Below are 25,004 nucleotides of genomic sequence, written 5' to 3'. Positions count from 1 at the left end.
CTACGCGGATGGACCTACCGTGCCGTAGGGCGTACGGCGGCTTCCTCCTCGGCGGACTCGGTCCGCGGTGTCGCCGCCTTCGCCTTCTCCTCGTCGGCCGCCCGTTCCACCTTCTCCGGGGTGACGAAGCGGTAACCGACATTCCGGACCGTGCCGATGAGCGACTCGTGCTCGACACCGAGCTTCGCCCGCAGCCGCCGCACATGGACGTCGACCGTGCGGGTGCCGCCGAAGTAGTCGTAGCCCCAGACCTCCTGGAGCAGCTGGGCGCGGGTGAAGACCCGGCCCGGGTGCTGCGCCAGGTACTTGAGCAGTTCGAACTCCTTGAAGGTCAGGTCGAGGACCCGGCCCTTGAGCTTCGCGCTGTACGTCGCCTCGTCCACGGAGAGATCGCCGTTGCGGATCTCCATGGGGGAGTCGTCGGAGGTGATCTGCTGGCGGCCCATCGCGAGCCGCAGCCGCGCCTCGACCTCGGCGGGACCCGCCGTGTCGAGGAGTACGTCGTCGATGCCCCAGTCCGCGGTGACGGCCGCGAGGCCGCCCTCCGTCACGACGAGGACCAGCGGGCAGCCCGGCCCGGTGGAGCGCAGCAGCTGGCAGAGGCTGCGCACCTGGGGGAGGTCACGGCGGCCGTCGATGAGGATGACGTCGGCACCGGGGGTGTCGACGAGAGCGGGCCCCTCCGCGGGGGCGACGCGCACGTTGTGAAGGAGCAGGCCGAGGGCGGGGAGCACCTCCGTCGACGGCTGGAGGGCATTGGTCAGGAGCAGCAGAGAACTCACCGCCGACCACCTGCCCGGGTCGTCTGACTGTCGTGCACGTTTCGCTCGCCCATAACGTCTGGTTCCTCCTCGGTCCCTGCGGAGGGGTCCCCCTGCTCATTCAGAGCTTGGGGCGTTTACGGCACTGCTTCGTACTGGGTCACGCTGTCTTCCATAACCCGCGCCCGGGGTTCTGAAAGCACAAAAGGACCCGGGGGCTGCGCTGCCCGGATCCTCTGCCCAGCAGAATAGCCCACATGAGTTCCGGTCCGGCAGGTCGAGCGGTGCGATCTTCTGTGCGGCCGATCACTCGCCTTCGGGCTCCGCACGCGAATCCACCCGCACGAGTGGGGCCCTGTCCCCCTTTCGCCGGTCGAGAGCGGGGGCCACGGCATCATGGACGTCGGCAACGCCGACCGAGGCCTCGGCGACCGCCGACTGAAAGGGGAGTCGCATGGTGAACGGCACCATTCGTTACTGGGCCGCTGCCAAGGCGGCCGCGGGCGTCGCCGAGGAGCCGTACGCGGCGGCGACGCTCGCCGAAGCGCTGGAGGCCGCCCGCGAGCGGCACCCGGGAGAACTGGTCCGGGTGCTCCAGCGCTGCTCCTTCCTGATCGACGGTGACCCCGTCGGGACCCGCGGGCATGAGACCGTACGGCTGGCCGAGGGCGGCACGGTCGAGGTGCTCCCGCCGTTCGCAGGAGGATGAGCGCCATGTCCAATCAGCCGTACGAGGGGCACGAGGGGTACGAGGGGTACGACCCGTACTCCGAGCAGGGGCAGTACCCCGGGGCTCCGTACCCGGACCAGCAGCAGTACGCCCAGCAGCCGTATCCGGACCAGCAGCAGTACGCGCAGGAGCCGTATCAGCAGCAGTACGGGCAGCAGCCGTACGCGGATCAGCAGCAGTACGCCCAGCAGCCGTATCCGGATCAGCAGCAGTACCCGCAGGCGTACGCCCAGGACCACTCCACCCAGCAGTGGGAGGGGCAGACCTGGGAGACGCAGGCGCAGCCGCCCGTCGTCGCGGTGGACGTGACGGAGACCGCGTATCTGCCCGCGCAGGGCGACACGTACGACCGGCCCGCCGAGGGCCCGGGTGGGGACTTCGACGGCGGCTCCGGTGACGCGCCCACCTACGGCCCCGCCACCACCACCGGCAACGCCCGTGTCACCGACGCCCAGCGCGCCCGCGCCGAGGGCCGCTCGCCCGTCATAGAGCCGGGGATGCAGCCCGCGGCCCTGACCGCGGTCCTCGGGCTGCTGCTCGCCGCGGGCGCCGCCGTCGGGTCGTACGCGCTGCTCGTACCGCTGGTGATCCTGCAAGCGGTGACCGCGGCCGGCTGGTTCCGGCTCAACGGCATGTGGCCGGCGCGGCAGGGCATCGCGCTGGCCTTCCTCGGCGGGGTCGTCGCCGACGCCGTCCTGCTCGGCGTCGGCAAGGAGAACGCGCCCGCCGCCATCCTCGGCACGCTCGGCGTGTGGGTGCTGCTGGTGCTCGTCCTCCAGCTGCGCAGCCGCGCGGGTGCCGACGAGCGGATGTACGGGCTCATGGCCACCGTCGTCTCCGCCGCGCTCGCGATCATCGCGGCCGGGCACCTCGCGGCCGCGTCCGACGCCGTCACCGTGGGCGGTGCCGCGGTCGCCGTCGCGGTCCTCGCCCGCGCGCTGCCGCTGCCCACGCCCGTCTCCGTCGTCGTCGCGCTGCTCGCGGCCACCGGTGCCGGGGTCGCCGTCGGCGGGATGACCGACCTGGGGAGCAAGGGGGCGCTGCTCGCCTTCGGCGCGGGGGTCTGCGCGCTGATCGGGCACCGCGTGGCGAGCTACGACTACCCGTCCCGCTTCGTGCACATGACGGCGGGCGTCGCGCTGCCGCTGGCCGCCGCCGCGCCGGCCGTCTACGTCCTCGGGCGGGCCATCGGCTGACGGCCGTACACCGTCACAGCTGATCGACAAGGTCCCCGGCCGGTCCCACCGGCCGGGGACCTGTCCTTTAGGCTCGCGGAAAGGACAGTTGAGGCGGGGGACAAGGTGGGGGAACGCCGGACATGAGCAAGCGCGCCATACGCATACTTCTGGTCGTCGTGGTGATCCTCGGAGGGCTCTTCGTGGCGGCCGACCGGCTCGCCGTGAACTTCGCCGAGGGCGAGGCGGCGAAGAAGCTGCGCACCAACGAGGGGCTGAGCGAGACGCCCGACGTCTCCATCAAGGGGTTCCCGTTCCTGACGCAGGTCGCGGGCGGTGAGCTGGACGAGGTCGAGGTCGGCATCAAGGACTACGACGCCAGGTCCGGCTCCGACTCGATCCGCATCGCCGATCTGACGGCCCACATGAAGGGCGTGAAGTTCTCCGGCGACTACAGCTCGGCGACCGCCGCGACCGCCACGGGCACGGCCCGCGTCTCGTACGACGAACTCCTGAAGGCCGGCAAGTCCGAGCCCGTGGAGCTGCCGCTCGGCGCCACCGGCAAGGTGGTCGGCCTCTCCGACGGCGGCAACGGCAAGGTCAAGGTCGAGGTCGAGGTGAGCAAGGGCGGCACGAAGCTGCCCAAGCCCGTCCACGTGCTCAGCTCGGTGCGGGTCGAGGGCGACAGCATCGTGGTCCACGCGGACGAGATCCCGAAGAAGCTGGAGGTCCTCGGCGTCTCCCTCCCGCTGCCCGAGGGCATGGTCCGCGACGTCACCGACTTCAAACAGAAGGTCGACGACCTGCCGGCCGGGATAAAGCTGGAGAAGGTCGAGGCGGCGCCGGACGGCGTGGACATGTCCGTGACGGGTACGGACGTGAGCCTGACCGGCTGAACCCCGCCGCCGGGGCTTTCACCGCGGCTTCGGCCGCGGCTTCCGCCGGGGCTTCGTCCGCAGAGCGAGACGGACCCGTCCGGCGGGCGGATGTGATGGGCGTGACATGGAGCCCGGGGCCCCGTCGGGGCGGCCCCGGGCTTCAACCATTCCCACATGGTGGACGATCGTGTCTCAGTATGCGGAGCCCCGGTGACACAGCCGCCTCCGCATCCCTACGATCGGCCCTATGAACCGACAGGCGGACCTCACGAAGCGGCGGGCAGTAGACCTGTGCCGCGTCGCCGCCATGCTCTGTCGCACCTTCTAGCGGGAGATCGACTCCCGTATTCCCCCGGCCCGTCGACGACTTCGGTCAGGGCCACCCCCGTGCCACGTACGCCGCGCCTCCCCGCGCTTGTCCGCCGTACCCGCACGTCCCCTCGCACAGCCGTACCGCCGTAACTGCCCCGGAGGAGAGAAGCATGAGCCGCAGCGACGTCCTGGTAGACGCCGACTGGGTCGAGGCCCACATCGAGGACCCGAAGGTCGTCATCGTCGAGGTCGACGAGGACACCTCCGCGTACGACAAGAACCACATCAAGAACGCGGTCCGCATCGACTGGACCAAGGACCTCCAGGACCCGGTCCGCCGCGACTTCATCGACCAGGAGGGCTTCGAGAAGCTCCTGTCGGCGAAGGGCATCGCGAACGACTCCACCGTCGTCCTCTACGGCGGCAACAACAACTGGTTCGCCTCGTACGCCTTCTGGTACTTCAAGCTCTACGGCCACCAGGACGTGAAGCTCCTCGACGGCGGCCGCAAGAAGTGGGAGCTGGACTCCCGCGACCTGGTCGACGGCGCCGAGGTCCCGCAGCGTCCCGCCACCGACTACAAGGCCAAGGCCCAGGACACCTCGATCCGCGCCTTCCGCGACGACGTCGTGGCGGCCATCGGCGCCAAGAACCTGGTCGACGTGCGCTCGCCCGACGAGTTCAGCGGCAAGCTGCTCGCCCCGGCCCACCTCCCGCAGGAGCAGTCGCAGCGCCCCGGCCACGTGCCGAGCGCCCGCAACATCCCGTGGTCGAAGAACGCCAACGACGACGGCACCTTCAAGTCCGACGAGGAGCTGAAGGCGCTCTACGAGGCCGAGCAGGTGGACCTGTCGAAGGACACGATCGCCTACTGCCGCATCGGTGAGCGTTCGGCCCTGACCTGGTTCGTCCTGCACGAGCTGCTCGGCCAGACCAACGTCAAGAACTACGACGGCTCCTGGACCGAGTACGGCTCGCTCGTCGGCGTGCCGATCGAGCTGGGCGCCAACAAGTAATCGCGGACCTCCCGTCCCCTCCCCCTCATCCTCAGGAGTACGACATGTGTGGAGCAAAGGCCGGCGGCCCCGACGCTTCGACGATCAAGCCCGGTGAGACCACGATCCAGGGCCAGGTGACCCGCGACGGCGAGCCCGTCACCGGTTACGTGCGCCTGCTCGACTCGACCGGCGAGTTCACCGCCGAGGTGCCCACCTCGGCGACCGGCCAGTTCCGGTTCTACGCGGCCGAGGGCACGTGGACCGTCCGGGCGCTGATCCCCGGCGGCACCGCCGACCGCACGGTCGTCGCCCAGACGGGCGGCCTCGCGGAGGTGGCGATCGCGGTCTGATCCGCGGCGCACCGTGAACGGCTGAAGGGCCGCACCCCAGGGGGTTGGACGCCACTGGAACGGGGTGCGGCTCTTCGGCGCGTACGGGCCTACGCTGGACGTATGTACGCACGGCGGCGTCATATGTACTTCGTCATGATGGGCAGCTGTATCGCCCTGTTCGTCCTGGCCTGGGGCGTCGTGCGGCTGTGGTCGATCCCCGTCGCCGTCGGCATGTGCGTCGTGGCGATGGTGATCCCGCCGGTCGCCGCCATGGTCGCCAACCGGCGGGGGCCCGAGGACCGCTGGTGGGACGATCCCTCGGGCGATCCGAAGTCCGACGAGTGGTGGGACGAGCTGGACGGCAAGCGGCACCCGCGGTAGGCAGCCGAGCAATACCTCAGTACACGAGCGCCTGGACGCCGTCCGTCGTCGCCTCCTGGACGAAGACCTGCGCGCCCGCGATCCGTACGCCCGCGATGACGTCCTGCTCCGAGATGTCCCGGCGTGCCGCGCACTGCGTGCAGAGCGTGATCCGGCCCGCCGCCATGATCGAGTCGATCAGGTCCGGCAGCGGCGCCGCGTGCGGAAGGTCGAAATCCGCCGCCCGGCCCGGCAGCGCGAACCACGCCGACTCACCGGTCAGCCAGAGCGACACCTCCACCCCGCTGGCCACGGCCACGGCCGCCACCGTGAAGGCCTGCGAGCAGCGCTCGGGGGCGTCGGCCCCGGCGGTCACCTTGATCACGAGCTTCTTCGCCATGGCCGCATCGTAAGGCCCCTCACAGAGAGGGACGGGCGCCGCCCGACTACAGTGGGACCGGCTCTGATACCTGCCCCAACAGCTCACCGAGGAGCACCCCGTGCTTGAGGCCTTCTTCTCCGCCCTGCTGGTCCTTGTCTGCATCGGCGTTCTCGCCTTCGCCGGGCTCACCGTGAAGAAGCTGTACCAGGGCCAGCGCTGACCACCGCCACCACCCCCTCCACAGATCGTCTGAGCTTCCCATGATCGAGATTCCGTCCGACCTGAACCCCGACCTCGTCCCCCTCGCCTTCCTCCTCGGCAACTGGGCGGGCGCGGGCGTCACCGACTTCCCCGGCGCCGAGAAGGCGAACTTCGGCCAGGAGGTCTCCTTCACGCACGACGGGCGGGACTTCATCGAGTACCGCTCGTACACCTGGGTGCTCGACTCCGAGGGCAACAAGGTCAAGCCGCTGGAGACCGAGTCCGGCTTCTGGCGCATCGACAAGGACCGCAAGGTCGAGGTCGTGATGGTCCGCGACGACGGCGTCGTCGAGGTCTGGTACGGCGAGCTGGCCGACAAGAAGCCGCAGATCGACCTGGTCACGGACGCCGTCGCGCGCACCGCGGCCGCCGGCCCCTACACCGGCGGCAAGCGGCTCTACGGCTATGTGAAGGGCGACCTGATGTGGGTCGGCGAGAAGCAGACCCCCGAGGTGTCGCTGCGCCCCTACATGTCGGCGCAGCTGAAGAAGGTCGTCACGCCCGAGGAGGTCGCCGACATGGCGCGCAACCTCGGCGATCTGCCCGACGACGGCATCGCCTTCTTCAAGTAGAGGTCGTCTCCTCCAGTCTTCTCCAGTCTTCGCCAAGTAGACCTAGACTTGTCGGCGTGGCGAGCACCGACTCCGACTGGAAGAGCGACCTGCGGCAGCGCGGCTACCGGCTGACGCCGCAGCGCCAGCTTGTCCTCGAAGCCGTCGACACCCTTGAGCACGCGACCCCCGACGACATCCTCTGCGAAGTGCGCAAGACGGCGTCGGGGGTCAACATCTCCACGGTCTACCGCACGCTGGAGCTGCTGGAGGAGCTGGGCCTCGTCTCGCACGCCCATCTCGGGCACGGCGCGCCCACCTACCACCTGGCGGACCGGCACCACCACATCCACCTGGTCTGCCGGGACTGCACGGGCGTCATCGAGGCCGACACCTCCGTGGCCGCGGAGTTCACCGCCAAGCTGCGGGAGACCTTCGGGTTCGACACCGACCTGAAGCACTTCGCGATCTTCGGGCAGTGCGAGAAGTGCCGGCAGAAATAAAAGCCGCCGCCCACTGGTCGTAGTCTTTGTGAACATGAAGAGCCCCCTGTTGTCCCTGCCCGGCGCCGTCCCCGCCGAGGGCGTGGACGAAGGCGTCGCCGCCCACTACGGCGAACTGTTCCGTGAGCAGCGCGCCCTCGCCGACGGCGCCGGATTCGTCGACCTCTCGCACCGCGGGGTGGTCACCGTCACCGGCTCCGACCGGCTGAGCTGGCTGCACCTGCTGCTCACCCAGCACGTCAGCGAGCTGCCGGCCGGTCAGGCCACCGAGGCGCTGATCCTCTCCGCCAACGGCCATATCGAACACGCGCTCTATCTCGTGGATGACGGCGAGACCCTCTGGGCGCACGTCGAGCCCGGCACCCAGGACGCGCTCATCGCGTACCTGGAGAGCATGAAGTTCTTCTACCGCGTCGAAGTCGCCGACCGGACCGACGACTTCGCCGTCGTCCATCTGCCCGCCGGCTCGATCGCCCCGGCCCCCGAGGGCGTCGCCGTACGCGAGACGGCACACGGCCGCGACCTGTTCCTGCCGCGTACGGACCTGGAGGCGTACGCCGCCGAGAACGGCCCCGCGGCCGGGCTCCTCGCCTACGAGGCGCTGCGCGTGGAGGCCCACCGGCCGCGCCTCGGCTTCGAGACCGACCACCGCACGATCCCCCACGAGCTGGGCTGGATCGGCACGGCCGTGCACCTACAGAAGGGCTGCTACCGCGGACAGGAGACGGTCGCCCGCGTCCAGAACCTGGGCAAGCCGCCGCGCCGCCTCGTCTTCCTCCACCTGGACGGGAGCGAGGTGCATCTGCCGGTCGCGGGGACGCCCCTCCAGCTCGCCGCCGACGGGGCCGAGGGCCGCAAGCTCGGGTTCATCACGACCGCCGTACGCCACCACGAGCTGGGGCCGATCGCGCTCGGGCTCATCAAGCGGAACGTGCCCGTGGACGCGGAGCTGGTCGCCGGGGACATCGCCGCTGCTCAGGAAGTGGTCGTTCAGCCCTAGGTCACATCTCCAGGAGCACCGTGAACGGGCCGTCGTTCGTCAGGCCCACCCGCATCCGCGCCCCGAAGCGGCCCGTCGCCACCGTCGCGCCGAGGGAGCGCAGCCGGGCGACCACCTCGTCGACCAGGGGTTCGGCGACGGGGCCGGGGGCGGCCGCGTTCCAGGTGGGGCGGCGGCCCTTGCGGGCGTCCCCGTAGAGCGTGAACTGGCTGATGACGAGCAGCGGCGCGTCGATGTCGCTGCACGACTTCTCGTCGGCCAGCATGCGCAACGTCCAGAGCTTGCGGGCCAGTTGGGCCGCCTTCTCCTTGGTGTCGTCGTGCGTGACGCCCACCAGGACGCACAGGCCCTCGCCGCTGATCTCGCCCACCGTCTCGGGGCCGTCCTCGCCCTCGACGACCACACTCGCGCCGTCGACCCTCTGCACCACTGCTCGCATACGGGCCATCATGCCGTGCCGGTGGCCCATCCAGAGGCTCCGGATCCCCCCATCCGGGGCCGATTCCGGGCACTCATTCACATAGCGGCCACTCGGGGTGGCACCATGCTCACACGCGGTGCACCCGCGTCGGCCGGTCGAGGGGACGGTAGAGCGATATGAGCACACCAAGTACGGGGCAGTCGCCCGGCCGCGTCTCGCTGCGGCGTACGGCGGTCCCGCGTCCGCCGCAGCAGCGCACCGGCAGCCCACTGCTGCCCGAGGTGCCCGAGCACGACCTGGCCGCGCGGCGCCTGCCCGAGCTTCGGGAGCTGCGCCGGGCCGCGCAGCAGGACGAGGCCGACCTCAGCTATGTGCGGCGGCTGCTGCAAGGGCGCATCGACATCCTGCGGGCCGAGATCGCGCGCCGCGGGGACTCGCCGGCGCCCAGCCCGGAGGCGGCCGTCGTCGACCGGCTCTCGGAGATCCTCGCGGACGCCCCGGCCCGGCACCGCTCCTCGGCCCGCCACGTCACGCTCGGCACCCCGCACAGCGAGGAGTACCGCCTGCTGGCCACGGAGATGCTCGCCGAGGTCGAGCTGTCCGACCTGGCGGCCCGCACGGACGAGGAGCTGCGCACGGCCATGGGCCGCCTCGTCCGCTACGAACAGCAGGTGTCGCGGCGCAGGCAGTCGCTCCAGCGCACGGCCGACGACTGTAGCGGGGAGATCGCCCGGCGGTACCGGGAGGGCGAGGCGCAGGTGGACGACCTGCTGGTGTGAGCGCGGCGGGCGGCGGGGTGAAAATCCGGTGCGGCGGCGGTGGTGCGCTGCCTAGCGTGGGCGCATGAGTGATGTTGAGGGCGATGTCGAGGTAAGGGCCATCACCGACGCCGAGTTGCCCGCCTGGCTGAGGGCCGTGCAGGCGGGGTTCCTCCAGGCGCGGGCCGGCATGTCGGACGAGGCCGTGGCGAACATACGCGCTCGCGGTGACATCGGGGGCATGCGGGGCGCCTTCGACCGCGGCCGCTGTGTGGGCACCTACCGGTCCTTCCCGCAGGAGCTGACCGCGGTGGGCGGCGCGCCCGTCGCCGCCCACGCCGTCTCCGCCGTGACCGTCTCCCCAACGCACCGGCGCCGCGGCATCCTCACCCGCATGATGACCGCCGACCTGGCGGCGGCGAAGGAGCGCGGTGACGTCGTCGCCACGCTCATCGCCGCCGAGTACGCGATCTACGGCCGGTTCGGCTTCGGGCCCGCGACCTCGGTCACCGAGTGGACGGTCGACGTGACGCGCTCGGGGCTCGACCCGCGCTGGTCGGGTCCTGAGGAGGCCGGTGCCCGTATCGACCTGGTCGACGGCGACGACGTACGCAAGGTCGGCCCCGAGCTGCACGAGCGGTTCAGGGCCGTGCGGCACGGCGCCATCACCCGCGACGAGCACTGGTGGCTGCGGAGCACCGGGCAGCAGGTGACCCCCGAATTCCCGTGGGACGAGCCGTTCTACGCCCTTTACCGCGACCCGTCGGGGCGCGTCGACGGTCTGCTCGTGTACGAGACGACGCATGACGAGTGGGGCGACTCCCTGCTGCCGCGGAACACCGCGACCGTGCGCTCGATGACCGCCGTCACGCCGGCCGCCGAGCGTGCCCTGTGGCACTACGTCTGTTCGGTCGACAAGGTCGTCACGGTGAAGAGCGGGTGGCTGGCCCCCGACGACCTGCTCCCGCACCTCCTGCCGGACCCGCGCGCGGCCCGCGTGACCGGGCACGCGGACTGGCTGTGGGTGCGGATCCTGGATGTCGTACGGGCCCTGGAGGCGCGGACCTACAGCGGGGCGGGCACGCTCGTCCTGGAGGTCACCGACGCGGCGGGGCTCGCGGGCGGGCGCTACCGGCTGGAGGCGGCGCCGGACGGCGGGGCGGTGTGCTCGCCGACGGGGGCGGAGCCCGATCTCGCCCTGGACATAGCGGAGTTGGGGCGGCTGTGGCTCGGGGACGAGTCCGTGGCGCGGCTGGTGGCGCTGGGGCGGGCGGCGGAGGAGCGGGCCGGGGCGGCGGCGGTCGCCGACGCCCTGTTCGCCACGGCCCGGCGTCCGTGGTGCCAGGACCTCTTCTGAGGTGGGGCGTGTGTGAGCCCCGGCTCCCCCGTAGCCGGGAGCCGGGGCTCGGTTTTCCGCCGGTCGGTCGGACTCCCGGCTCCCCTCCGGATGGGAGCCCGGCCGGCCGGGTCCGTGCAGCCGGGCCGTCAGCCCGACTGGGCGAGGAGCAGGACGAGAAGAGCTGCCCCGACCCCGCCGATCTTGGTGTTCCTGGCCTTGACCCCCACGGTGAGCAGGACGAGGGCGACGATGCCCAGCGGGCCGTACTTCCACTGGACGAGTTGCTCCAAAGCGATGGCGAGGGCGGCGACGACGATGGCGATGAGCGGCATGATGTTCCCTCCTTGGTGGCCAACCCGGAAGGGCCTGACCATGTCGCCAAAGTTGGCTACCAACTTCAACTGACTTATCTCCGCTGGGAGTCGACTCATAACCACCTTTCCTGCAACTCCCGTAAGATGGCGCGAAGTTGTACTGTTTGGTTGTGAGTACGGAACACGCCCCCGTCAACGGGAGCAAGAGGCGTCGTTCCCACCGCGAGGTGGCCGACGTGCTGCGTGACCGGATCAGGTCCGGGTCGCTGCGGCCGGGCCAGCGCATGCCGACCCAGGCCGAGCTGGCCGACGAGTTCGGCGTGGAGCGCGGTGCCGTACGTGAGGCGCTGCGGATCCTGCACCGTGAGCACCTTCTGTCCAACGTGTCCAAGGGCAGCCCCGCCACGGTGGCGAAAGCCCCGGAGCGGGCGCACGACGGGGCGGCGTCCGCGCGCCCCCAGCCCACGATGGTCGGCCTCGCGCCCCGCATCGCGTCGGCCTTCGAGGCCCCCCACGTGGAGATAGACGCCCTCTGCCTCACCTCCGTCTCCCTCACCATGGCGATCGGCGAACCGCTGCGGCAGATCCACGCCGGGCGGCGTAAACCGGCCAAGGTCGACGTCCGGGTGCTGCTGCCGAGCCGTGACATCGATCTGGCGTTCCCCGCGCCGGTCGACGGCGGCGACGAGGAGGGCGGCTGGGTGCACCGCCGCTGGCTCGACCAGCGCAACGCCCAGGGGCAGGTGCTGCGGCACAACCTCCTGGCGCTGCGGGCCTCGCACGGGATCGACGTATCGGTGCAGTTCCGCGCGCTGCCGTTCACCCCGCCGGTGAAGCTGTACCTGATCAACGGCACGGAGGCGCTCTTCGCCTACTACACACTCACCAAGCGGGACGAGGAGATCGGCCAGGAGTCCCTGGAGATGTACGACGCGCAGGGCACGCGGTCGATGCTCTTCCCGTTCCAACAAGGGGACGGGTTGCGTGACACGACGTTCGTGGAGCAGTCCCACCTGTGGTTCAACGCCCTGTGGAACACGATCAGTCAGGATCTGAGGCTGGCGTCGGGCTGACCGCCGCGGTCACAGTGCCGGGCCGGATGCAGTGCCGGGCCGGTCATAGCGCCGGGCCGGTCACCATCAGGGCGAGGACCGCGGCGCCGATGGAGCTGCACGTGTGGTTCCTCGCCTTGAGGCCGATGGTCAGCAGGAGGAGACCGGCGATGCCCATCGGGCCGTACTTCCACTGCACGAGCTGTTCGACGGTGACGGCGACCAGGGCTGTGAGGAGGGCTATGACGGGCATGATGGTGGTTCCCCCTTCTACCATCTTGACCAAGTTGGCAACCAACTCTGCTTTAGTTGTCCCCACTTGGTCCGACGGAATAAACAACTCCCATCAACTGCCCTGAGATGGCGGTCAGTTGTATCGTTTGGCCGTGACCCAGGAGAATGTTGCAGTGAACGGCAACAGGAAGCTCTCGTCCCAGGACATCGCCGACGCCGTACGTGGTCGCATCCGGGCGGGTGAGCTGCGGGCGGGGGACCGCCTGCCGACCCAGGCGGAGCTGGCCGAGGAGTTCGGTGTGGAGCGCGGTGCCGTGCGCCAGGCGATGCGGAAGCTCCAGAGCGAAGGCCTCCTGACCAACGTCAGCAAGGGCAGCCCGCCCCGCGTCGCCGAGGCGGGCCCGGCCCCCGCGAGCCGGGGCCCGCAGCCGTCCATGGTCGTCCTCGCGCCCCGCCTCGCGGAGGCGTTCGCGGCGACGGAGGTACGGATCGACGTCGTGTCCTACACCGCCGAGACCCTGATGGTCGCCCTCGGCGAGCCGGTCCGCCTGATCCACGAGGGCCGCATCCGCCCCGAGTCGATCAAGGTGCGCATCCTGCTGCCGAGCAGCGATATCCAGCTGGCGTTCCCGGTGCCGATCGCGGGCGACGCGGAGAGCAGGGAGCGGCTCCACCAGCGCTGGCTCGCTCAGCGGAACGCGCAGGGGCAGGTGCTGCGGCACAACCTGCGCGCGCTGCGGTCCTCGCACGGCATCGACGTCGACGTCACGTTCCGCGCGCTGCCGTTCACCACGCCGGTGAAGCTGTACCTGCTCAACGGCCGGGAGGCGCTCCTCGCGTACTACACGCTGGGGCCCGCGCAGCTCGAAATGGACCCGGACGGCGACGGGGAGATGCTGGACCTCTACGACGTGCCGGGCGTCAAGGTGCCCCTCTTCTCCTTCGAGAAGTCCGGGCACGGCACCCGCGACACCACGTTCGTCGACGAGTCGCAGAAGTGGTTCGACGCCCTATGGGCAACCATCACAACTGACCTGACACTCTCTTAGGTGACCTCTGACCCGACACAATCCGACACGGTGTGGCCCGAGATGCTCGACGAGGAGACCGAAAGGCTCCGCGATCTGATCGGCCCTGTTCGTTTCGTGCTCTTCGACTTCGACGGTCCCATGTGCGACCTCTTCGCCGGACTCCTGGCCGAGGACGTGGCGAGGGAAATGGTGCGGCGTCTGGAGGGGTGGGGCCTGCGCGACCTGCTCACCACGGACGAGCGGCGGGAGCCCGACCCCTACGTGCTGCTGCGCGCCGTCGACCGCCGCAGCCCCCGCGGCGAGCTGGTGGAGGAGCTGGAGGCGTGGCTCACCCAGCAGGAGCTGAAGGCCGTGGCGAACGCCTGGCCCACCGCGCACGTCGATCCGCTGATCCGCACCTGGACGGCCGTCGGTGTCCGGCTGGCCGTGACCACCAACAACGCCCCGGCCGCCGTGCGCACCTACCTGGCCTCCCGCGGCCTCCTGGAGTGCTTCGCCCCGCACATCTACGGCCGCACCCAGGATCTCGGCCTGCTCAAGCCCCACCCCCACTGCGTGCACCGCGCCCTGCGCGCCATGGGCGCCGACCCCGCGGCGGCCCTGATGATCGGCGACAGGCCCTCGGACTTCCTGGCGGCACGACGGGCGGGCGTGGGCTTCCTGGGCTTCGCGCGCAACCCGCGCAAGGCCGGACTGCTGCGCGGCGCCGGCGGGACGCACCTCGTGTCGTCCCTGGAGCCGGTCCTGCGCTGTGTGCGCGACGGGAGATGCTGACAGAACCGCGACGGGAGATGCTGACAGGACCGCGACAGGCGAGCCAGCAGGAACGGTTCGGTGGGCTACGCTCTGCGCTCATGCCGTCACCTCCGCCTCGCTTCCCCCACGAGGCGCCGAAGAGCGGTCGCCGCGAGTCGTGGATCCGACGTCTCGCCGACTCGCACAGGGACCATCCGGACCGCGAGGTCGTGGCGGGTCACCACAACATCAACTACGTCGTGCCGCTGAGCTGGCCCCTGGCCGTGCTGCTGATCACGATGCCGTTCCGGGCCCGGGTCAAATGCCGGATGCCGCGCGAGGCCGTGGAGGTGGTGCCGCGCATCTGGCCCAGCGAGACGGAGCTGCTCACGGTGGTGAGCCGGCGGCTCAAGGAAGTCCCGCGCTGCTTCCGGGACTTCGGGGACTGGTCGCTGCACTCCTACCGGGCGGGGCAGGCGCTGTCCGAGGTCCAGCCCGAGGGGCCCGTCGGGGAGGCGATGATGCGCTCCCTCGCCGAGTTCTTCGCCAGGGCCGCGTCCGTGCCCGAGAAGGAGCTGCCGCCCAGGCCCGACGGCTGGCCCGAGCCGGGGCGGAGCCAGGAGTTCCTCGACTGGCTGATCGGCTTCACCGAGAACCAGGTACACCGGCCCAACCGGTGGCGCTTCGAAAGCCTCTTCGACGCCGTGGGCGTCCACCCCGACGTCATGACCGCCTTCCGCGCCGACCCGGCCCACCGGCGCCTGACGCCCCGCCCCTTCGGTCTCCTCCACACCGACGTCCACCGCGGCAACATCGTCGTCGACCGCCGTCACATGGCGGTCATCGACTGGGAGCTGGCCATGTACGGCGACCCGCTGCACGACCTCGCCACTCATCTCGTACGCATGGAGTACGAGAAGGACGAGCAGAGCCGGATGCAGGAGCTGTGGGCCGAGGCGATGGACCGGGCGGGCCACCGGGACATGACCGAGGGCATGGCCGCCGATCTGCCGGTCTATCTGGACTTCGAGTACGCCCAGTCCGTGTTCCCCGACATCATGCGGGCCGCGCTCGACCTGACCGCGTCGGCCGGTGGCCCGGACGACGCGGACTACGCGCTCGCCTCCGCGCGGGTCTGCCGGGCCCTGCGGCGCGCCGCCGAACCGCTGAAGCTGGCCGAGGTGCCGGACGCGCGGCTGGCGGAGCGGGCCCTGCGGGACTGGTACGCGGGTCCGTTCGGCGCCTAGCGGGTGCGCTTCCCGAACAGGAACGCCGACAGGGCCACCGCGAGGATGAGGATGCCCCCGCACCAGGCCAGGGCCAGCCAGGGGGTGTTGCCCACCGGCTGGTCGAGGAGGAGGCCGCGGAGGGATTCGATGACCGGGGTGACCGGTTGGTGGTCGGCGAAGGCGCGGAGCCAGGAGGGCATCGTGTCCGTGGGGACGAAGGCGCTGCTGGGGTAGGGCAGGAAGCTCACGAAGAAGGTGAAGCCGCCCGCCGCCTCGGCGGACCCGGCCAGCATGCCCACCGCCGCCGAGAGCCAGGACAGGGCCACGATGAAGGCGATCAGCACGGCGAGCGCGGCCAGCCAGCCCGCCGGGGTCGCCGACGGGCGGAAACCGATGGCGAAGGCCAGGGCGAGGACGAGCGTCGTCGCGACGAGGTTGCGGACCGTGGAGGCGAGGACGTGGCCCGCCAGGATGGGCGTGCCGCCGATGTCCATCGAGCGGAACCGGTCGATGATGCCGCCCTTGAGGTCCTCCGTCACGGCGACGGCCGTGTTCCAGGAGCCGAAGCCGGCGCAGAGGAGCAGCACGCCGGGGACGACGTACGTCACGTACCGCGTGCCGGTGTCGATCGCGCCGCCGAAGAAGTACACGAAGATCAGGAGCAGCATCACCGGCATGGCGAGGGCCGTGATCAGCGCGTCCGTGGTGCGGCGGCTCAGACGCAGGCAGCGGCCGGACATGATGAGGGCGTCAGACGTGGGCATGGGCGGGGTCCTGGTTCTGGGTGCGGTCCTGGTGGGTGGCGGGCGCGTTCTTCGGCCGGGTCAGGGTCAGGAAGACGTCGTCCAGCGTGGCGCCGCGAAGGACGAAGTTCCCGATCTCGGTGTGGTGGGGGTCAAGTTCGTCGAGGAGGGCGCGTACGTGGTGGGCGGAGCCGTCCGTGGGGAAGCCGAGGGTGAGGGTCTAGGGGGAGTGGTGTGTCGCCGCCGGTGCCGCCGTGGTCTTCGCGCTCGTGGGGGCGGGGGCCTGGGCCGTCAGGCGTAGGTAGGCCTCCCGGGAAGTGAGGGTGAGGTCCAGGCGGTGGCCCGCCACGCGGGACTTGAGCGCGGCCGCCGTGCCCTCCGCCACCACCTGGCCCTCGTGCAGGACCGCGATGCGGTCGGCGAGCTGGTCGGCCTCCTCCAGGTACTGCGTGGTGAGGAAGACCGTCGTGCCCCGGTCCGTCAGTTCGCGGACCACGTCCCACATCTCCTTGCGGCTGCGCGGGTCGAGGCCCGTCGTCGGCTCGTCCAGGAAGATCACCTCGGGGTCGCCGACGAGGCCCGCCGCCAGGTCCACGCGGCGGCGCATGCCTCCGGAGTACGTGGCGACGAGGCGGTCGGCGGCGTCCGTGAGGTGGAAGCGGGCGAGCAGCGCGGTGGCGCGGGCGCGGGCCGCGGGGCGGGAGAGCCCGGCGAGCCGCGCCATCATGCGGAGGTTCTCCGCGCCGGTCTGCTTCTCGTCCACCGCCGCGAACTGGCCGGTCAGGCTGAGGGCACGGCGCACCTCGCGGCGGTGCGTGCGGATGTCGTGGCCCGCGATCCGCGCGGTCCCCGCGTCGGGCTCGGTGAGCGTGGCGAGGATGCGGACGGCCGTCGTCTTGCCCGCGCCGTTCGGGCCGAGCAGCGCGAAGACCGTGCCCGGCGGGACGTGCAGGTCGAGTCCGCGCAGGACGTGGACGGGCCCGTAGGACTTGTGCAGGCCGGTGGCCTCGATGGCGGGCATGAGGGCATCTCCTCTGGTTACTGCGTAAGGCATACGCATTACTGCTTAAGGGTTACGCAGAACTACGATGTGCGTCAAGAGCGGGTGAGATGTGCGTCAAGCGCGCCTGAGGTGTGCGTTCAGGAGCGGGTGAGCGGAGAGGGGTGGCGCGTGACGGCCGGCAGGAGCGAGGGGACGGGGCTGTCCGTCGGGCTCGAAACGGCCTGGGGGCTGCGGGAGCGGCCCTCCAAGGGGCCGAGGCCCGGCCTCAGCCTGGAGCGCATCGTCGAGACGGGCATCCGGGTCGCGGCCGCCGAGGGGCTCGACGCGGTCTCCATGGGGCGCCTCGCCAAGGAACTCGGCGTCTCGACCATGTCCCTCTACCGGTACGTCTCCGCCAAGGACGATCTGTACGTCCTGATGCAGGACACGGCGATGGGCGCCCCTCCGCGGCGGCCGGCCACCGCGGGCGGCTGGCGGGCCGGTCTCGAATGGTGGGCGCGTGAGCAGCGTGCCGTCTTCCGGCGGAACCTGTGGCTGCTGCGCATCCCCATCTCCTCGCCGCCCGCCTCGCCGCACGGCCTCGACTGGATGGAGCGGGGCCTTGAGGTCCTCGACGGCAGCGGCCTCGACGACGGCCGGAAGATCTCCGTGATGCTGCTGGTCGGCGGCTACGTCCGCAACGAGGTCTCCCTCATGGCCGACCTGGAGGCGGCGATGCGGGCGCGGGGGGCCGCGCCGGACGAGGTCATGCGGCGGTACGCCCGCACGGTGGACGCGCTCACCGCGGCGGATCCCGGGCGGTTTCCCGGGGTGCGACGGCTGTTGGGGGCGGGGGTGCTGGAGGTGGCGGACGAGGACGACACGGAGTTCGAGTTCGGGCTCGGCCGGGTGTTGGACGGGGTGGCGGTGTTGGTGGAGGGGTCGGGCTAAAGGGGGCGGGGCGGCCTGGGGTGGGCTCGGGGTGGAGGCCTGAGCCGGGCTCGGCGTGGAGGCTACGCGTAGCGCGTGAGGCCTGAGCGGAGTTGGGAGAACGCCCTGTTGGCCGAAGTGACCGCGTCGGGCCAGGCCTCGTCCGCGGTCTCGCCCGAGGTGACCCGGCGCCAGTTCTCCTCCGCGAGGATCCGCTGCACGGCCACGATCTGTCCTGCGGCGAGCCGCGCCTCCAGGCGGTCGCCGCCGTGCGCGGCGGTCAGCGCCTCGGCCAACGCCTGTTCGGAGCGGCTCTGATAACCGTGCAGGCGGGCCACCAACGACGGCGTTTCGTAGAGGAGTTGGTGGAAGGCGAGGACCGCGGGGGCGTCGCAGAGGCCGGTCACGGGGTCGCGGCGTTCGAGGCCGTCCAGGAAGTGCCGTTGCAGCGCGTCCAGCGCGGCCCGCCTGGCCGGGCGGCCGGCGACCACGCGGGCCGCCTCGTCCTCGTGGTCGGCGAACCGGTGCAGGACCAGGTCCTCCTTGGTCGAGAAGTACCGGAAGAGCGTCGGCTTGGAGATCTCCGCCGCGGCGGCCACCTCCGCGACCGACACCTTCTCGAAGCCCCGCTCCAGGAAGAGCGCGATCGCCGCCTCGGAGATCGTGGTGTACCGCTGCTGCTTCTTGCGGGTCCGCAGGCCTGGTTCGGGGGGTGGGGCGGGGGATGCGGCGGGGGGCTTCGCTTCGGTCATGGAGGGAGTCTATGAGGTTGCTTACTCGGTTACGAATGTAACTCGGTATCGAATTTAACTCGGTTACATTAATGTGGGCGTATGCAAGCGCCAGACCCCTCGCCCCTCGCCCTCGAACGCAGCTATCACGACGCCTGCCGCGCCGCCCTGACCGGCATGGTCGAAGGCGCCCAGGAACAAGTGGCCGGAGGGGCGGACGTGTCCGCGTCCGGTGCGGACGCGGAAGTGCTCGGCTACCAGTTCCGCAGCCACGCCAAGGCCCTCCGCGAGCTGCCCGATGCGCCCCTCTTCTTCGGCCGCCTCGACTTCGCCGCCGACGGGCCCCACGCCGTGGAAGCCGGTGACCATCGCGGCCAGCGCTACTACATCGGGCGGCTGCGCGTCACCGAACATCCCTCCGCGCCGCCCCTGGTCGTCGACTGGCGCGCGCCCGTCTCCCGCGCCTTCTACCAGGCCGGCGCCCGTGACCCGCGGGGCGTCGCCGTCCGTCGCCGGTTCGGCTGGGCGCCCGGCAGCAAGGGCGACTCCGCCGACCTCACCGGCATGGAGGACGAACACCTGGCCGACGCCGACGCCGACGCCGATGCCGCCGGAAGCGAGTCCCCCCAGGGACAGGAAGGCAGCCGCATCGTCGCCGGGGAGATCGAGCGGCCCCGCGTCGGCCCCATGCGGGACATCGCCGCCACCATCCAGCCGGAACAGGACGACCTCGTACGCGGTGAACTCACCGCCTCCATCTGTGTGCAGGGCGCGCCCGGCACCGGCAAGACGGCCGTCGGGCTGCACCGCGCCGCGTATCTCCTCTACACCCACCCCCAGCGCGTACAGCGTTCCGGGCTGCTGATCCTCGGGCCCAACCGCACCTTCCTGCGCTATATCGCCGAGGTGCTGCCCTCCCTCGGCGAGACGGGCGTACGGCAGTCCACCGTGCTGGACGAGGTGGGGCGGCATCCGGTGCGCGCCGAGGATGACGAGGCGGCCGCGCTGGTCAAGCACGACGCCCGGATGGCCGAGGTCCTGCGCCGCGCGCTCTACTCCCGCGTCCGGGCACCCGCCGGGCCCCTCGCGGTACCGGACGGGTCGTACCGCTGGCGGGTGCCGCGCGAGGAGCTGGAGCGGATCGTCGAGAGCGTGCGGGGCGAGGAGCCGCCGTACGCCGTGGGGCGCGAGCGGGTGCGGAGCCGGGTCGTGCGGGCCGTCCAGGAGCAGGCCGAGCGGCGGTCCGGGCCGCGTAGTAACACCTGGGTGCAGAAGACCGGCCGGTCCCGTCCGGTGAGTGCCCTCGTCGAGCAGGTCTGGCCCAGGGTCAGGGCCGATGAGGTGCTCGCGGAGGTGCTCGGTGATCGGGGTGTGCTCGCCGCCGCCGCCGAGGGGGTCCTCGGGGCCGAGGAGCAGCGGGCGATCGTGTGGGACAGGGCTCCGCACTCGTACAAGTCCGCCCGGTGGAGCCCCGCCGATCTGGTGCTGATGGACGAGGTGGAGGGGATGCTGGAGCGGCCCGAGGGGTATGGGCACATCGTCGTCGACGAGGCTCAGGACCTGTCGCCGATGGAGTGCCGGGCCATCGCGCGCCGCGCCGGCTTCGGTTCGCTGACCGTTCTCGGCGATCTCGCGCAGGCCACCACGCCCTGGGCGGCCCGCAGTTGGCGCGACCTGCTCGGTCACCTCGGCAGGCCGGACGCCACGGTGACCCCGCTGACCACGGGGTTCCGTGTGCCGAAGGCCATCGTCGGGCTCGCCAACCAACTCCTCGCGCACCTCGACGTGGACGTGCCGCCCGCCCGGTCGATGCGGGCGGACGGCGAGTTGCGGGTGCGGGAGACCCGCGATGTGGCGGCCGCCGTCGTCGAGACCGTGCGGGGCGCCCTCGGGCGGGAGGGCTCGGTCGGCGTCATCGCCGCCGACGCGCAGACCGGGTCGCTGCGCGCCGCCCTGGACGCGGCCGGTATCGCGAGCGCGGGCCCCGACGAGCTGGGCGCGCGCGTGACCGTGCTGCCCGCCTCGCACGCCAAGGGCCTGGAGTACGACCATGTCGTCGCCGTCGAACCGGCCGCGATCGCGGCGGCCGAGCGGCGCGGCCCGCACCGGCTGTACGTCGTGCTGACCCGGGCCGTCTCGCGGCTCGACGTGGTGCACAGCCTGCCGCTGCCGTGGGCGTCCTGGACGGAGAACGGCCTGGTCAGCGCTCCAGGACCGACTCCATGACGGCCTTGGCGATCGGCGCGCCCAGCTTGCCGCCCGCGATCTCCGAGCGGGGGATGTTCATATTCGACGGGTCGACGAAGACCGCCACCGCGACCGGTGACTCGCCGTCGCTGTTCTTGGCGTAGGAGACGAACCAGGCGTACGGGCGCTCGTCGTTGACGTCCGCGCCGTGCTGGGCCGTGCCGGTCTTGCCGCCGACCGTGACGCCGTCGATCCGCGCCTTGTTGGCGGTGCCCTTCTCGACGGTGTTCTCCATCATCTCCTGCACCTTCTTCGCGGTGTCCTCGGAGACGGCCTGGTTCAGCTCGTGCGGCTCGGCCTTCTCGATCGTGGTCAGGTCGGGGCCGCGCAGCTCCTCGACGAGGTACGGCTTCATGACCTTGCCGTTGTTGGCGAGGCCCGCCGTGACCATCGCCATCTGGAGCGGGGTGCTGGTCAGGCTGCCCTGGCCCATGCCGGTCAGGGCGGTCTGCGGCTTGTCCAGCTGCTCCGGATAGCTGCTGGCGACCGCGCGTACGGGGATGAACTGCTGTTCGTTGAAGCCGAACTGCTCGGCCGTCTCGCGCATCTTGTCCTTGCCGACCTTGAGCGCGATGTCGAGGAAGACGTTGTTGCAGGACCACTGCATGCCGGTCTTCATCGAGACGTCGTCGCAGTTGGCGTCGGGCACGTCGTTGCCGATGCGGGTGGAGCTGAGGGGGAGTTTGTACGGGGTTTTCGCGCCGGTCGGCTCGTCGATGTCCGTCACCACGCCGTGCTCCAGGGCGGCGGCCGCCGTGAGGATCTTGAAGGTGGATCCCGGCGGGTAGATCTCGCGCAGGGCGCGGTTGCTGAGCGGCTTGTCCGCGCGCTCGGACAGGCGCGTGAAGGTGCGCCCCTCCTCCTGCGAGATGCCCGCGAAGACCGAGGGGTCGTACGACGGGGTGCTGGCCAGGGCGAGCACCTTGCCGGTGCGCGGGTCGAGCGCGACCACCGCCCCCTTGGCGTCGAGCTGCACCAGGCCTTCGTAGGCGGCCTTCTGCGCCTTGGGGTCGATGGTGGTGATGACGTCGCCGCCCTGCTGCTTCTTGCCGGTCAGCATGTCCAGGGTGCGCTTGATGAAGAGGCGGTCGTCGTTGCCGCTGAGGATGCCGTTGTGGACGCCCTCCAGGAAGGTGCTGCCCTGGGCCTGCGAGAAGTAGCCCGTCACCGGCGCGTACATCGGACCCTCCTTGAAGGTCCGCTTGTACGCGAAGTCGGTGCCCGATGTCTTCTTCGAACCGGTGATGGACTTGCCGCCGACGATGATGTCGCCGCGGGGGTGGGAGAAGGCCTCGATCTGCACGCGGCGGTTCTTCTCGTGGTTGGACAGCTTGTCGTTCTGCGCGAACTGCACCCAGTTCGCCCGCAGCAGCAGGGCGAGCGTGAGGAGTCCGCAGAAGAGGGCGATGTGCCGCAGCGGACGGTTCATGGTGGTGGCTCCCCCCGGCGCCGATGGATGAACGTGTCCGGCCCATCCTGTCCGCTCGCGCCTCGCGGCGCGAGGGGAACCGGGAGTTTACCGGCGTTTCGGGGCGCGCAGGGCCTCGATCACGCTCGCGTAGCTGTCGGAGCCGTGGCCCGCGGCGGCGGTGCGCTCCATCGTCGACTTGAGCAGGTGGGGCAGGGAGTTGTCGATGCCGCGCGCGTGCGCGGCGTGGATGAGGTGGTCGATCGCGGCGATCTGTACGTCGACGGTGGCGTCGTCCCCCGGATACCACCCGGCGTCCACCTGGGGCGCGTACGTCGTCACGAATCCGGAGACGGCGCCGGCGAGCCAGCGCAGGGCGATCCGCGTGAAGTCCGTGGCCGTCGTCCCCTCGGAGGTCACCAGCGCGGTGCCGTGCAGCCAGCCCGTGAACGTCGCCCACATCAGGCCGAGCAGGGCCGAGTCGTACAGCGAGGCCATGCCCGGTTCGGCACCGAGGTAGAGCGGGTCGCCCAGCGTTTCGAGGGTGGGGCGGTGTGCCTCGAACACGGCCTCCGAGCCGCTGTAGAGGAACATCATCTCGGGGTTCCCGACGCCCGGCGGGGTCGTCATGATGCCGCCGTCGAGGTAGCCCGCGCCGTGCCGGTCGGCCCACGCCGCCATCTCCACGGCCTGCTCAGGAGCGCCGGACGTGAGGTTGACCAGGGACTTCCCGGCGAGGCCGCCCGCCTCGGCCAGCGGGTCGAGGACGGCGTGCAGCGCGTCGTAGTCCAGTACGCAGACCAGGACGAGGCCGCTCGCGGCGACGGCGTCCTCCGGGGTCGCCGCCACGTGCGCGCCGACGTCGGCGAGAGGCTTGGCCTTCTGCGGGGAGCGGTTCCAGACGGTGGTGGGGTGGCCCCGGTCCAGGAGGGTGGCGGCGAGGGCGGAGCCCATGAGGCCGAGGCCGATGACGGTGACGGGAGGGGAGGCGGGGAGGGAAGCGGGGAGGGGAGCGGTGGTGGCGGCGGGGCTGGGTGCGGGGTGCGGGTGCTGTGCGTTCATGGGGATCACGCTCGCAGGGGCGGCGGACGCGAAACAGTGACAGTGGTGACGGCGCCCACCAAATTCCTGCCAGTGCGCGCCGGGAGGCCCCGCCCTCGTACGCTCACGGCATGAGCGCTGGTTCCGTCGCGGTGGTCGTGGCCGAGGAGATAGGCATCCCGTCCTGGGATCTGTACGAACTGAGCATCCCCTTCACAGTGTTCGGCAAGCCGCAGCCCGACCTCTCCGACCACTGGTACGACCTGCGCTTGTGCGCGTCGGGCGAACAGGCCGTGGGCGACGGCGATTTCGGGCTGGCGCTGCGCACCCCCTACGGGCTCGAAGGCCTCGCCGGGGCGGACACCGTCATCGTGACCTCCGTACCGGACGCGTGCGTCGAGGAAGGCGAGCCGCTGCCGCAGGGCCTCACCGACGCCCTGAGCGCGGCGCACGCGGGCGGCGCCCGGATGGTGTCGCTGTGCACCGGAGCCTTCGCGCTCGCCGAGGCGGGCCTCCTGGACGGCCGCAGAGCCACCGCGCACTGGATGCACACCGCCCAACTGGCCGCCCGCTACCCGAAGGTGACGGTCGACGACTCCGTCCTCTACGTGGACGAAGGCGACGTCCTGACCAGCGCGGGCCTGACCGCCGGCATCGACCTCTGCCTGCATCTGGTCCGCCGCGACCTGGGCGCCCACGTCGCCAACCAACTGGCGCGGCGGATGGTGGTGCCCGCCCACCGGCCCGGCGGGCAGGCCCAGTTCATCGACCTGTCCGTACCCGAGACGGACGACGCGGGCCTCGGCCCGGTACTGGAATGGGCCCGCGCGCACCTGGACCGGCCGCTGACCGTCGACGACCTGGCACGCCGGGCCGCGATGAGCCCCCGCACCTTCTACCGCCGCCTCCACGCGGTTACCGGCACGACCCCGCTCCAGTGGCTGCTCAACCAGCGCCTGGCGCGGGCCCAGGGCCTCCTGGAGTCCACGGACCTGCCGGTGGAGAAGGTGGGCGAGCTGAGCGGCCTCGGCACGGCCAACAACCTCCGCCACCACTTCCTCAAGCAGGTCGGGGTGTCACCGGGGGACTACCGGCGGTCCTTCTTCAGCCGCCGGCCCGGCCCCGCGCTCAGCGGCGGGGCTACTTCTTCCGCGGCTGGTTGAAGCGGATCATGTTGCCCGCGGGATCGCGGAAGGCGCAGTCGCGTACGCCGTACGGCTGGTCCATCGGCTCCTGGAGGACCTCGCCGCCCGCGGCGCGGATCCGCTCGAACGCGGCGTCGACGTCGTCGGTCCGGAAGATGACCCCGCGCAGATGGCCCTTGGCCATCAGCTCGGCCATCGCCTGCCGGTCGGACTCGGTGGCGTTCGGGTCGGCGAGCGGCGGTTCGAGGACGATCTCCACGCCCGCTTGCGTGGGCGAGCCGACGGTCACCCAGCGCATGCCCTCGAACCCGACGTCGTTGCGCACCTCCAGGCCGAGTGCGTCGCGGTAGAAAGCGAGCGCCTTGTCGTGGTCGTCGACGGCGATGAAGCACTGTGCGAGATTGATTTCCATGCCCACCAC

29 protein-coding genes and 1 pseudogene are annotated in these 25,004 nt (G+C 71.1%); 19 read left to right on the top strand and 11 right to left on the bottom strand.

Annotated elements, in window-relative coordinates; translation table 11 throughout:
• Positions 1 to 14: 14 nt before the first annotated feature.
• On the bottom strand, positions 15 to 782 hold the full coding sequence (locus tag IG54_RS0118255) for a response regulator transcription factor (RefSeq protein WP_030784859.1): 768 nt from the start codon (positions 780 to 782) through the stop codon (positions 15 to 17).
• A 433-nt stretch (positions 783 to 1,215) separates the two neighbouring features.
• Between IG54_RS0118255 and IG54_RS0118245 the strand changes: the two genes are divergently transcribed.
• From IG54_RS0118245 to IG54_RS0118220, 7 genes are all read left to right on the top strand, one after another.
• Entirely contained in the window at positions 1,216 to 1,470 is a 255-nt protein-coding gene (locus IG54_RS0118245) for a MoaD/ThiS family protein (RefSeq protein WP_030784856.1), read from the top strand.
• Between the two features lie 5 nt (positions 1,471 to 1,475).
• Entirely contained in the window at positions 1,476 to 2,687 is a 1,212-nt protein-coding gene (locus tag IG54_RS0118240) for a hypothetical protein (protein WP_030784854.1), read from the top strand.
• Between the two features lie 122 nt (positions 2,688 to 2,809).
• Entirely contained in the window at positions 2,810 to 3,562 is a 753-nt protein-coding gene (locus IG54_RS0118235; RefSeq protein WP_030784852.1) for a DUF2993 domain-containing protein, read from the top strand.
• Positions 3,563 to 3,791: 229 nt separating this feature from the next.
• Positions 3,792 to 3,872: a putative leader peptide gene (locus IG54_RS43795; protein ID WP_356580218.1), complete on the top strand. Its 81-nt coding sequence runs from the start codon at positions 3,792 to 3,794 to the stop codon at positions 3,870 to 3,872.
• Between the two features lie 154 nt (positions 3,873 to 4,026).
• Positions 4,027 to 4,872 (top strand): sulfurtransferase, encoded by an 846-nt coding sequence (locus tag IG54_RS0118230; RefSeq protein WP_030784850.1) that lies wholly within the window; start codon positions 4,027 to 4,029, stop codon positions 4,870 to 4,872.
• Positions 4,873 to 4,916: 44 nt separating this feature from the next.
• Positions 4,917 to 5,204 (top strand): DUF1416 domain-containing protein, encoded by a 288-nt coding sequence (locus IG54_RS0118225; RefSeq protein ID WP_030784848.1) that lies wholly within the window; start codon positions 4,917 to 4,919, stop codon positions 5,202 to 5,204.
• 102 nt (positions 5,205 to 5,306) lie between these two features.
• Positions 5,307 to 5,567 (top strand): DUF3099 domain-containing protein, encoded by a 261-nt coding sequence (locus IG54_RS0118220; RefSeq protein ID WP_030784846.1) that lies wholly within the window; start codon positions 5,307 to 5,309, stop codon positions 5,565 to 5,567.
• Between the two features lie 16 nt (positions 5,568 to 5,583).
• On the opposite strand, the gene IG54_RS0118215 is transcribed toward IG54_RS0118220, so the two are convergent.
• On the bottom strand, positions 5,584 to 5,946 hold the full coding sequence (locus tag IG54_RS0118215; RefSeq protein WP_030784844.1) for a DsrE family protein: 363 nt from the start codon (positions 5,944 to 5,946) through the stop codon (positions 5,584 to 5,586).
• A gap of 242 nt (positions 5,947 to 6,188) precedes the next feature.
• Between IG54_RS0118215 and IG54_RS0118205 the strand changes: the two genes are divergently transcribed.
• Genes IG54_RS0118205 through IG54_RS0118195 form a run of 3 tightly spaced genes read left to right on the top strand, consistent with a single transcriptional unit; the run spans position 6,189 to position 8,243 of the window.
• On the top strand, positions 6,189 to 6,761 hold the full coding sequence (locus tag IG54_RS0118205) for an FABP family protein (RefSeq protein ID WP_030784840.1): 573 nt from the start codon (positions 6,189 to 6,191) through the stop codon (positions 6,759 to 6,761).
• A 56-nt stretch (positions 6,762 to 6,817) separates the two neighbouring features.
• On the top strand, positions 6,818 to 7,243 hold the full coding sequence (locus IG54_RS0118200; RefSeq protein ID WP_030784838.1) for a Fur family transcriptional regulator: 426 nt from the start codon (positions 6,818 to 6,820) through the stop codon (positions 7,241 to 7,243).
• Positions 7,244 to 7,277: 34 nt separating this feature from the next.
• The gene (locus IG54_RS0118195; protein ID WP_030784836.1) at positions 7,278 to 8,243 is read left to right on the top strand and encodes a YgfZ/GcvT domain-containing protein; all 966 of its coding nucleotides are present in this window, start codon (positions 7,278 to 7,280) and stop codon (positions 8,241 to 8,243) included.
• Between the two features lies 1 nt (position 8,244).
• Here the strand turns inward: IG54_RS0118195 and dtd are convergent, their stop codons facing one another.
• Complete coding sequence (gene dtd / locus IG54_RS0118190) at positions 8,245 to 8,682, bottom strand: D-aminoacyl-tRNA deacylase (RefSeq protein ID WP_030784834.1); 438 nt, start codon at positions 8,680 to 8,682, stop codon at positions 8,245 to 8,247.
• A gap of 158 nt (positions 8,683 to 8,840) precedes the next feature.
• Here dtd and IG54_RS0118185 point away from each other — a divergent pair, with 158 nt between their 5' ends.
• Together IG54_RS0118185 and IG54_RS0118180 are read left to right on the top strand one after the other, a co-directional pair.
• Positions 8,841 to 9,443 (top strand): hypothetical protein, encoded by a 603-nt coding sequence (locus tag IG54_RS0118185; RefSeq protein ID WP_030784832.1) that lies wholly within the window; start codon positions 8,841 to 8,843, stop codon positions 9,441 to 9,443.
• Between the two features lie 64 nt (positions 9,444 to 9,507).
• Entirely contained in the window at positions 9,508 to 10,779 is a 1,272-nt protein-coding gene (locus IG54_RS0118180) for a GNAT family N-acetyltransferase (protein ID WP_030784830.1), read from the top strand.
• A gap of 128 nt (positions 10,780 to 10,907) precedes the next feature.
• Here IG54_RS0118180 and IG54_RS0118175 read toward each other — a convergent pair whose 3' ends face one another.
• Positions 10,908 to 11,093 carry a hypothetical protein gene (locus tag IG54_RS0118175; RefSeq protein WP_030784824.1) on the bottom strand — a complete coding sequence of 62 codons (186 nt, stop codon included), beginning with the start codon at positions 11,091 to 11,093 and terminating at the stop codon, positions 10,908 to 10,910.
• Positions 11,094 to 11,239: 146 nt separating this feature from the next.
• On the opposite strand from IG54_RS0118175, the gene IG54_RS0118170 reads away from it, so the two are divergent.
• Complete coding sequence (locus tag IG54_RS0118170; protein ID WP_078594232.1) at positions 11,240 to 12,148, top strand: winged helix-turn-helix domain-containing protein; 909 nt, start codon at positions 11,240 to 11,242, stop codon at positions 12,146 to 12,148.
• Positions 12,149 to 12,191: 43 nt separating this feature from the next.
• Here IG54_RS0118170 and IG54_RS0118165 read toward each other — a convergent pair whose 3' ends face one another.
• Entirely contained in the window at positions 12,192 to 12,380 is a 189-nt protein-coding gene (locus IG54_RS0118165; RefSeq protein ID WP_030784821.1) for a hypothetical protein, read from the bottom strand.
• 127 nt (positions 12,381 to 12,507) lie between these two features.
• Here IG54_RS0118165 and IG54_RS0118160 point away from each other — a divergent pair, with 127 nt between their 5' ends.
• The 3 genes from IG54_RS0118160 to IG54_RS0118150 all read left to right on the top strand — a co-directional run bounded on the left by IG54_RS0118160 (position 12,508) and on the right by IG54_RS0118150 (position 15,374).
• The gene (locus tag IG54_RS0118160) at positions 12,508 to 13,410 is read left to right on the top strand and encodes a FadR/GntR family transcriptional regulator (protein WP_030784819.1); all 903 of its coding nucleotides are present in this window, start codon (positions 12,508 to 12,510) and stop codon (positions 13,408 to 13,410) included.
• A complete protein-coding gene (locus IG54_RS0118155) occupies positions 13,411 to 14,166 on the top strand; it encodes an HAD family hydrolase (RefSeq protein WP_420712262.1) in 756 nt (251 codons plus the stop codon).
• Positions 14,167 to 14,246: 80 nt separating this feature from the next.
• Positions 14,247 to 15,374: an aminoglycoside phosphotransferase family protein gene (locus IG54_RS0118150; protein ID WP_051819610.1), complete on the top strand. Its 1,128-nt coding sequence runs from the start codon at positions 14,247 to 14,249 to the stop codon at positions 15,372 to 15,374.
• On the opposite strand, the gene IG54_RS0118145 is transcribed toward IG54_RS0118150, so the two are convergent.
• Both IG54_RS0118145 and IG54_RS38025 read right to left on the bottom strand, forming a co-directional pair.
• Positions 15,371 to 16,120 carry an ABC transporter permease gene (locus IG54_RS0118145; RefSeq protein WP_030784811.1) on the bottom strand — a complete coding sequence of 250 codons (750 nt, stop codon included), beginning with the start codon at positions 16,118 to 16,120 and terminating at the stop codon, positions 15,371 to 15,373. The two genes, IG54_RS0118150 and IG54_RS0118145, sit on opposite strands and share 4 nt — an antisense overlap.
• Positions 16,107 to 17,159 (bottom strand): annotated as a pseudogene (locus IG54_RS38025) (ABC transporter ATP-binding protein). The gene IG54_RS0118145 and the pseudogene IG54_RS38025 overlap by 14 nt, the downstream one beginning before the upstream one ends.
• Before the next feature lie 111 nt (positions 17,160 to 17,270).
• On the opposite strand from IG54_RS38025, the gene IG54_RS0118135 reads away from it, so the two are divergent.
• Entirely contained in the window at positions 17,271 to 18,032 is a 762-nt protein-coding gene (locus tag IG54_RS0118135; RefSeq protein WP_030784807.1) for a TetR/AcrR family transcriptional regulator, read from the top strand.
• Positions 18,033 to 18,094: 62 nt separating this feature from the next.
• On the opposite strand, the gene IG54_RS0118130 is transcribed toward IG54_RS0118135, so the two are convergent.
• Entirely contained in the window at positions 18,095 to 18,763 is a 669-nt protein-coding gene (locus IG54_RS0118130) for a TetR/AcrR family transcriptional regulator (protein ID WP_051819608.1), read from the bottom strand.
• Positions 18,764 to 18,844: 81 nt separating this feature from the next.
• On the opposite strand from IG54_RS0118130, the gene IG54_RS0118125 reads away from it, so the two are divergent.
• Positions 18,845 to 20,968 (top strand): HelD family protein, encoded by a 2,124-nt coding sequence (locus IG54_RS0118125; RefSeq protein WP_051819607.1) that lies wholly within the window; start codon positions 18,845 to 18,847, stop codon positions 20,966 to 20,968.
• Here the strand turns inward: IG54_RS0118125 and IG54_RS0118120 are convergent.
• The gene (locus IG54_RS0118120; protein ID WP_030784800.1) at positions 20,943 to 22,418 is read right to left on the bottom strand and encodes a peptidoglycan D,D-transpeptidase FtsI family protein; all 1,476 of its coding nucleotides are present in this window, start codon (positions 22,416 to 22,418) and stop codon (positions 20,943 to 20,945) included. The genes IG54_RS0118125 and IG54_RS0118120 overlap by 26 nt on opposite strands.
• Positions 22,419 to 22,505: 87 nt before the next feature.
• Positions 22,506 to 23,459, bottom strand: coding sequence for an NAD(P)-dependent oxidoreductase (locus IG54_RS0118115; RefSeq protein ID WP_078594228.1), 954 nt, complete (start codon positions 23,457 to 23,459; stop codon positions 22,506 to 22,508).
• A 131-nt stretch (positions 23,460 to 23,590) separates the two neighbouring features.
• Between IG54_RS0118115 and IG54_RS0118110 the strand changes: the two genes are divergently transcribed.
• Positions 23,591 to 24,601, top strand: a complete 1,011-nt coding sequence (locus tag IG54_RS0118110; RefSeq protein ID WP_030784794.1) for a helix-turn-helix domain-containing protein — start codon at positions 23,591 to 23,593, stop codon at positions 24,599 to 24,601.
• On the opposite strand, the gene IG54_RS0118105 is transcribed toward IG54_RS0118110, so the two are convergent.
• On the bottom strand, positions 24,579 to 24,995 hold the full coding sequence (locus IG54_RS0118105; protein WP_030784791.1) for a VOC family protein: 417 nt from the start codon (positions 24,993 to 24,995) through the stop codon (positions 24,579 to 24,581). The genes IG54_RS0118110 and IG54_RS0118105 overlap by 23 nt on opposite strands.
• Positions 24,996 to 25,004 lie beyond the last annotated feature (9 nt).

Origin of the sequence: Streptomyces sp. NRRL S-920, from assembly GCF_000717945.1 — a bacterium.
GTDB lineage: Bacteria > Actinomycetota > Actinomycetes > Streptomycetales > Streptomycetaceae > Streptomyces > Streptomyces alboniger.
This window is presented reverse-complemented; position numbering and strand designations above follow the sequence as displayed.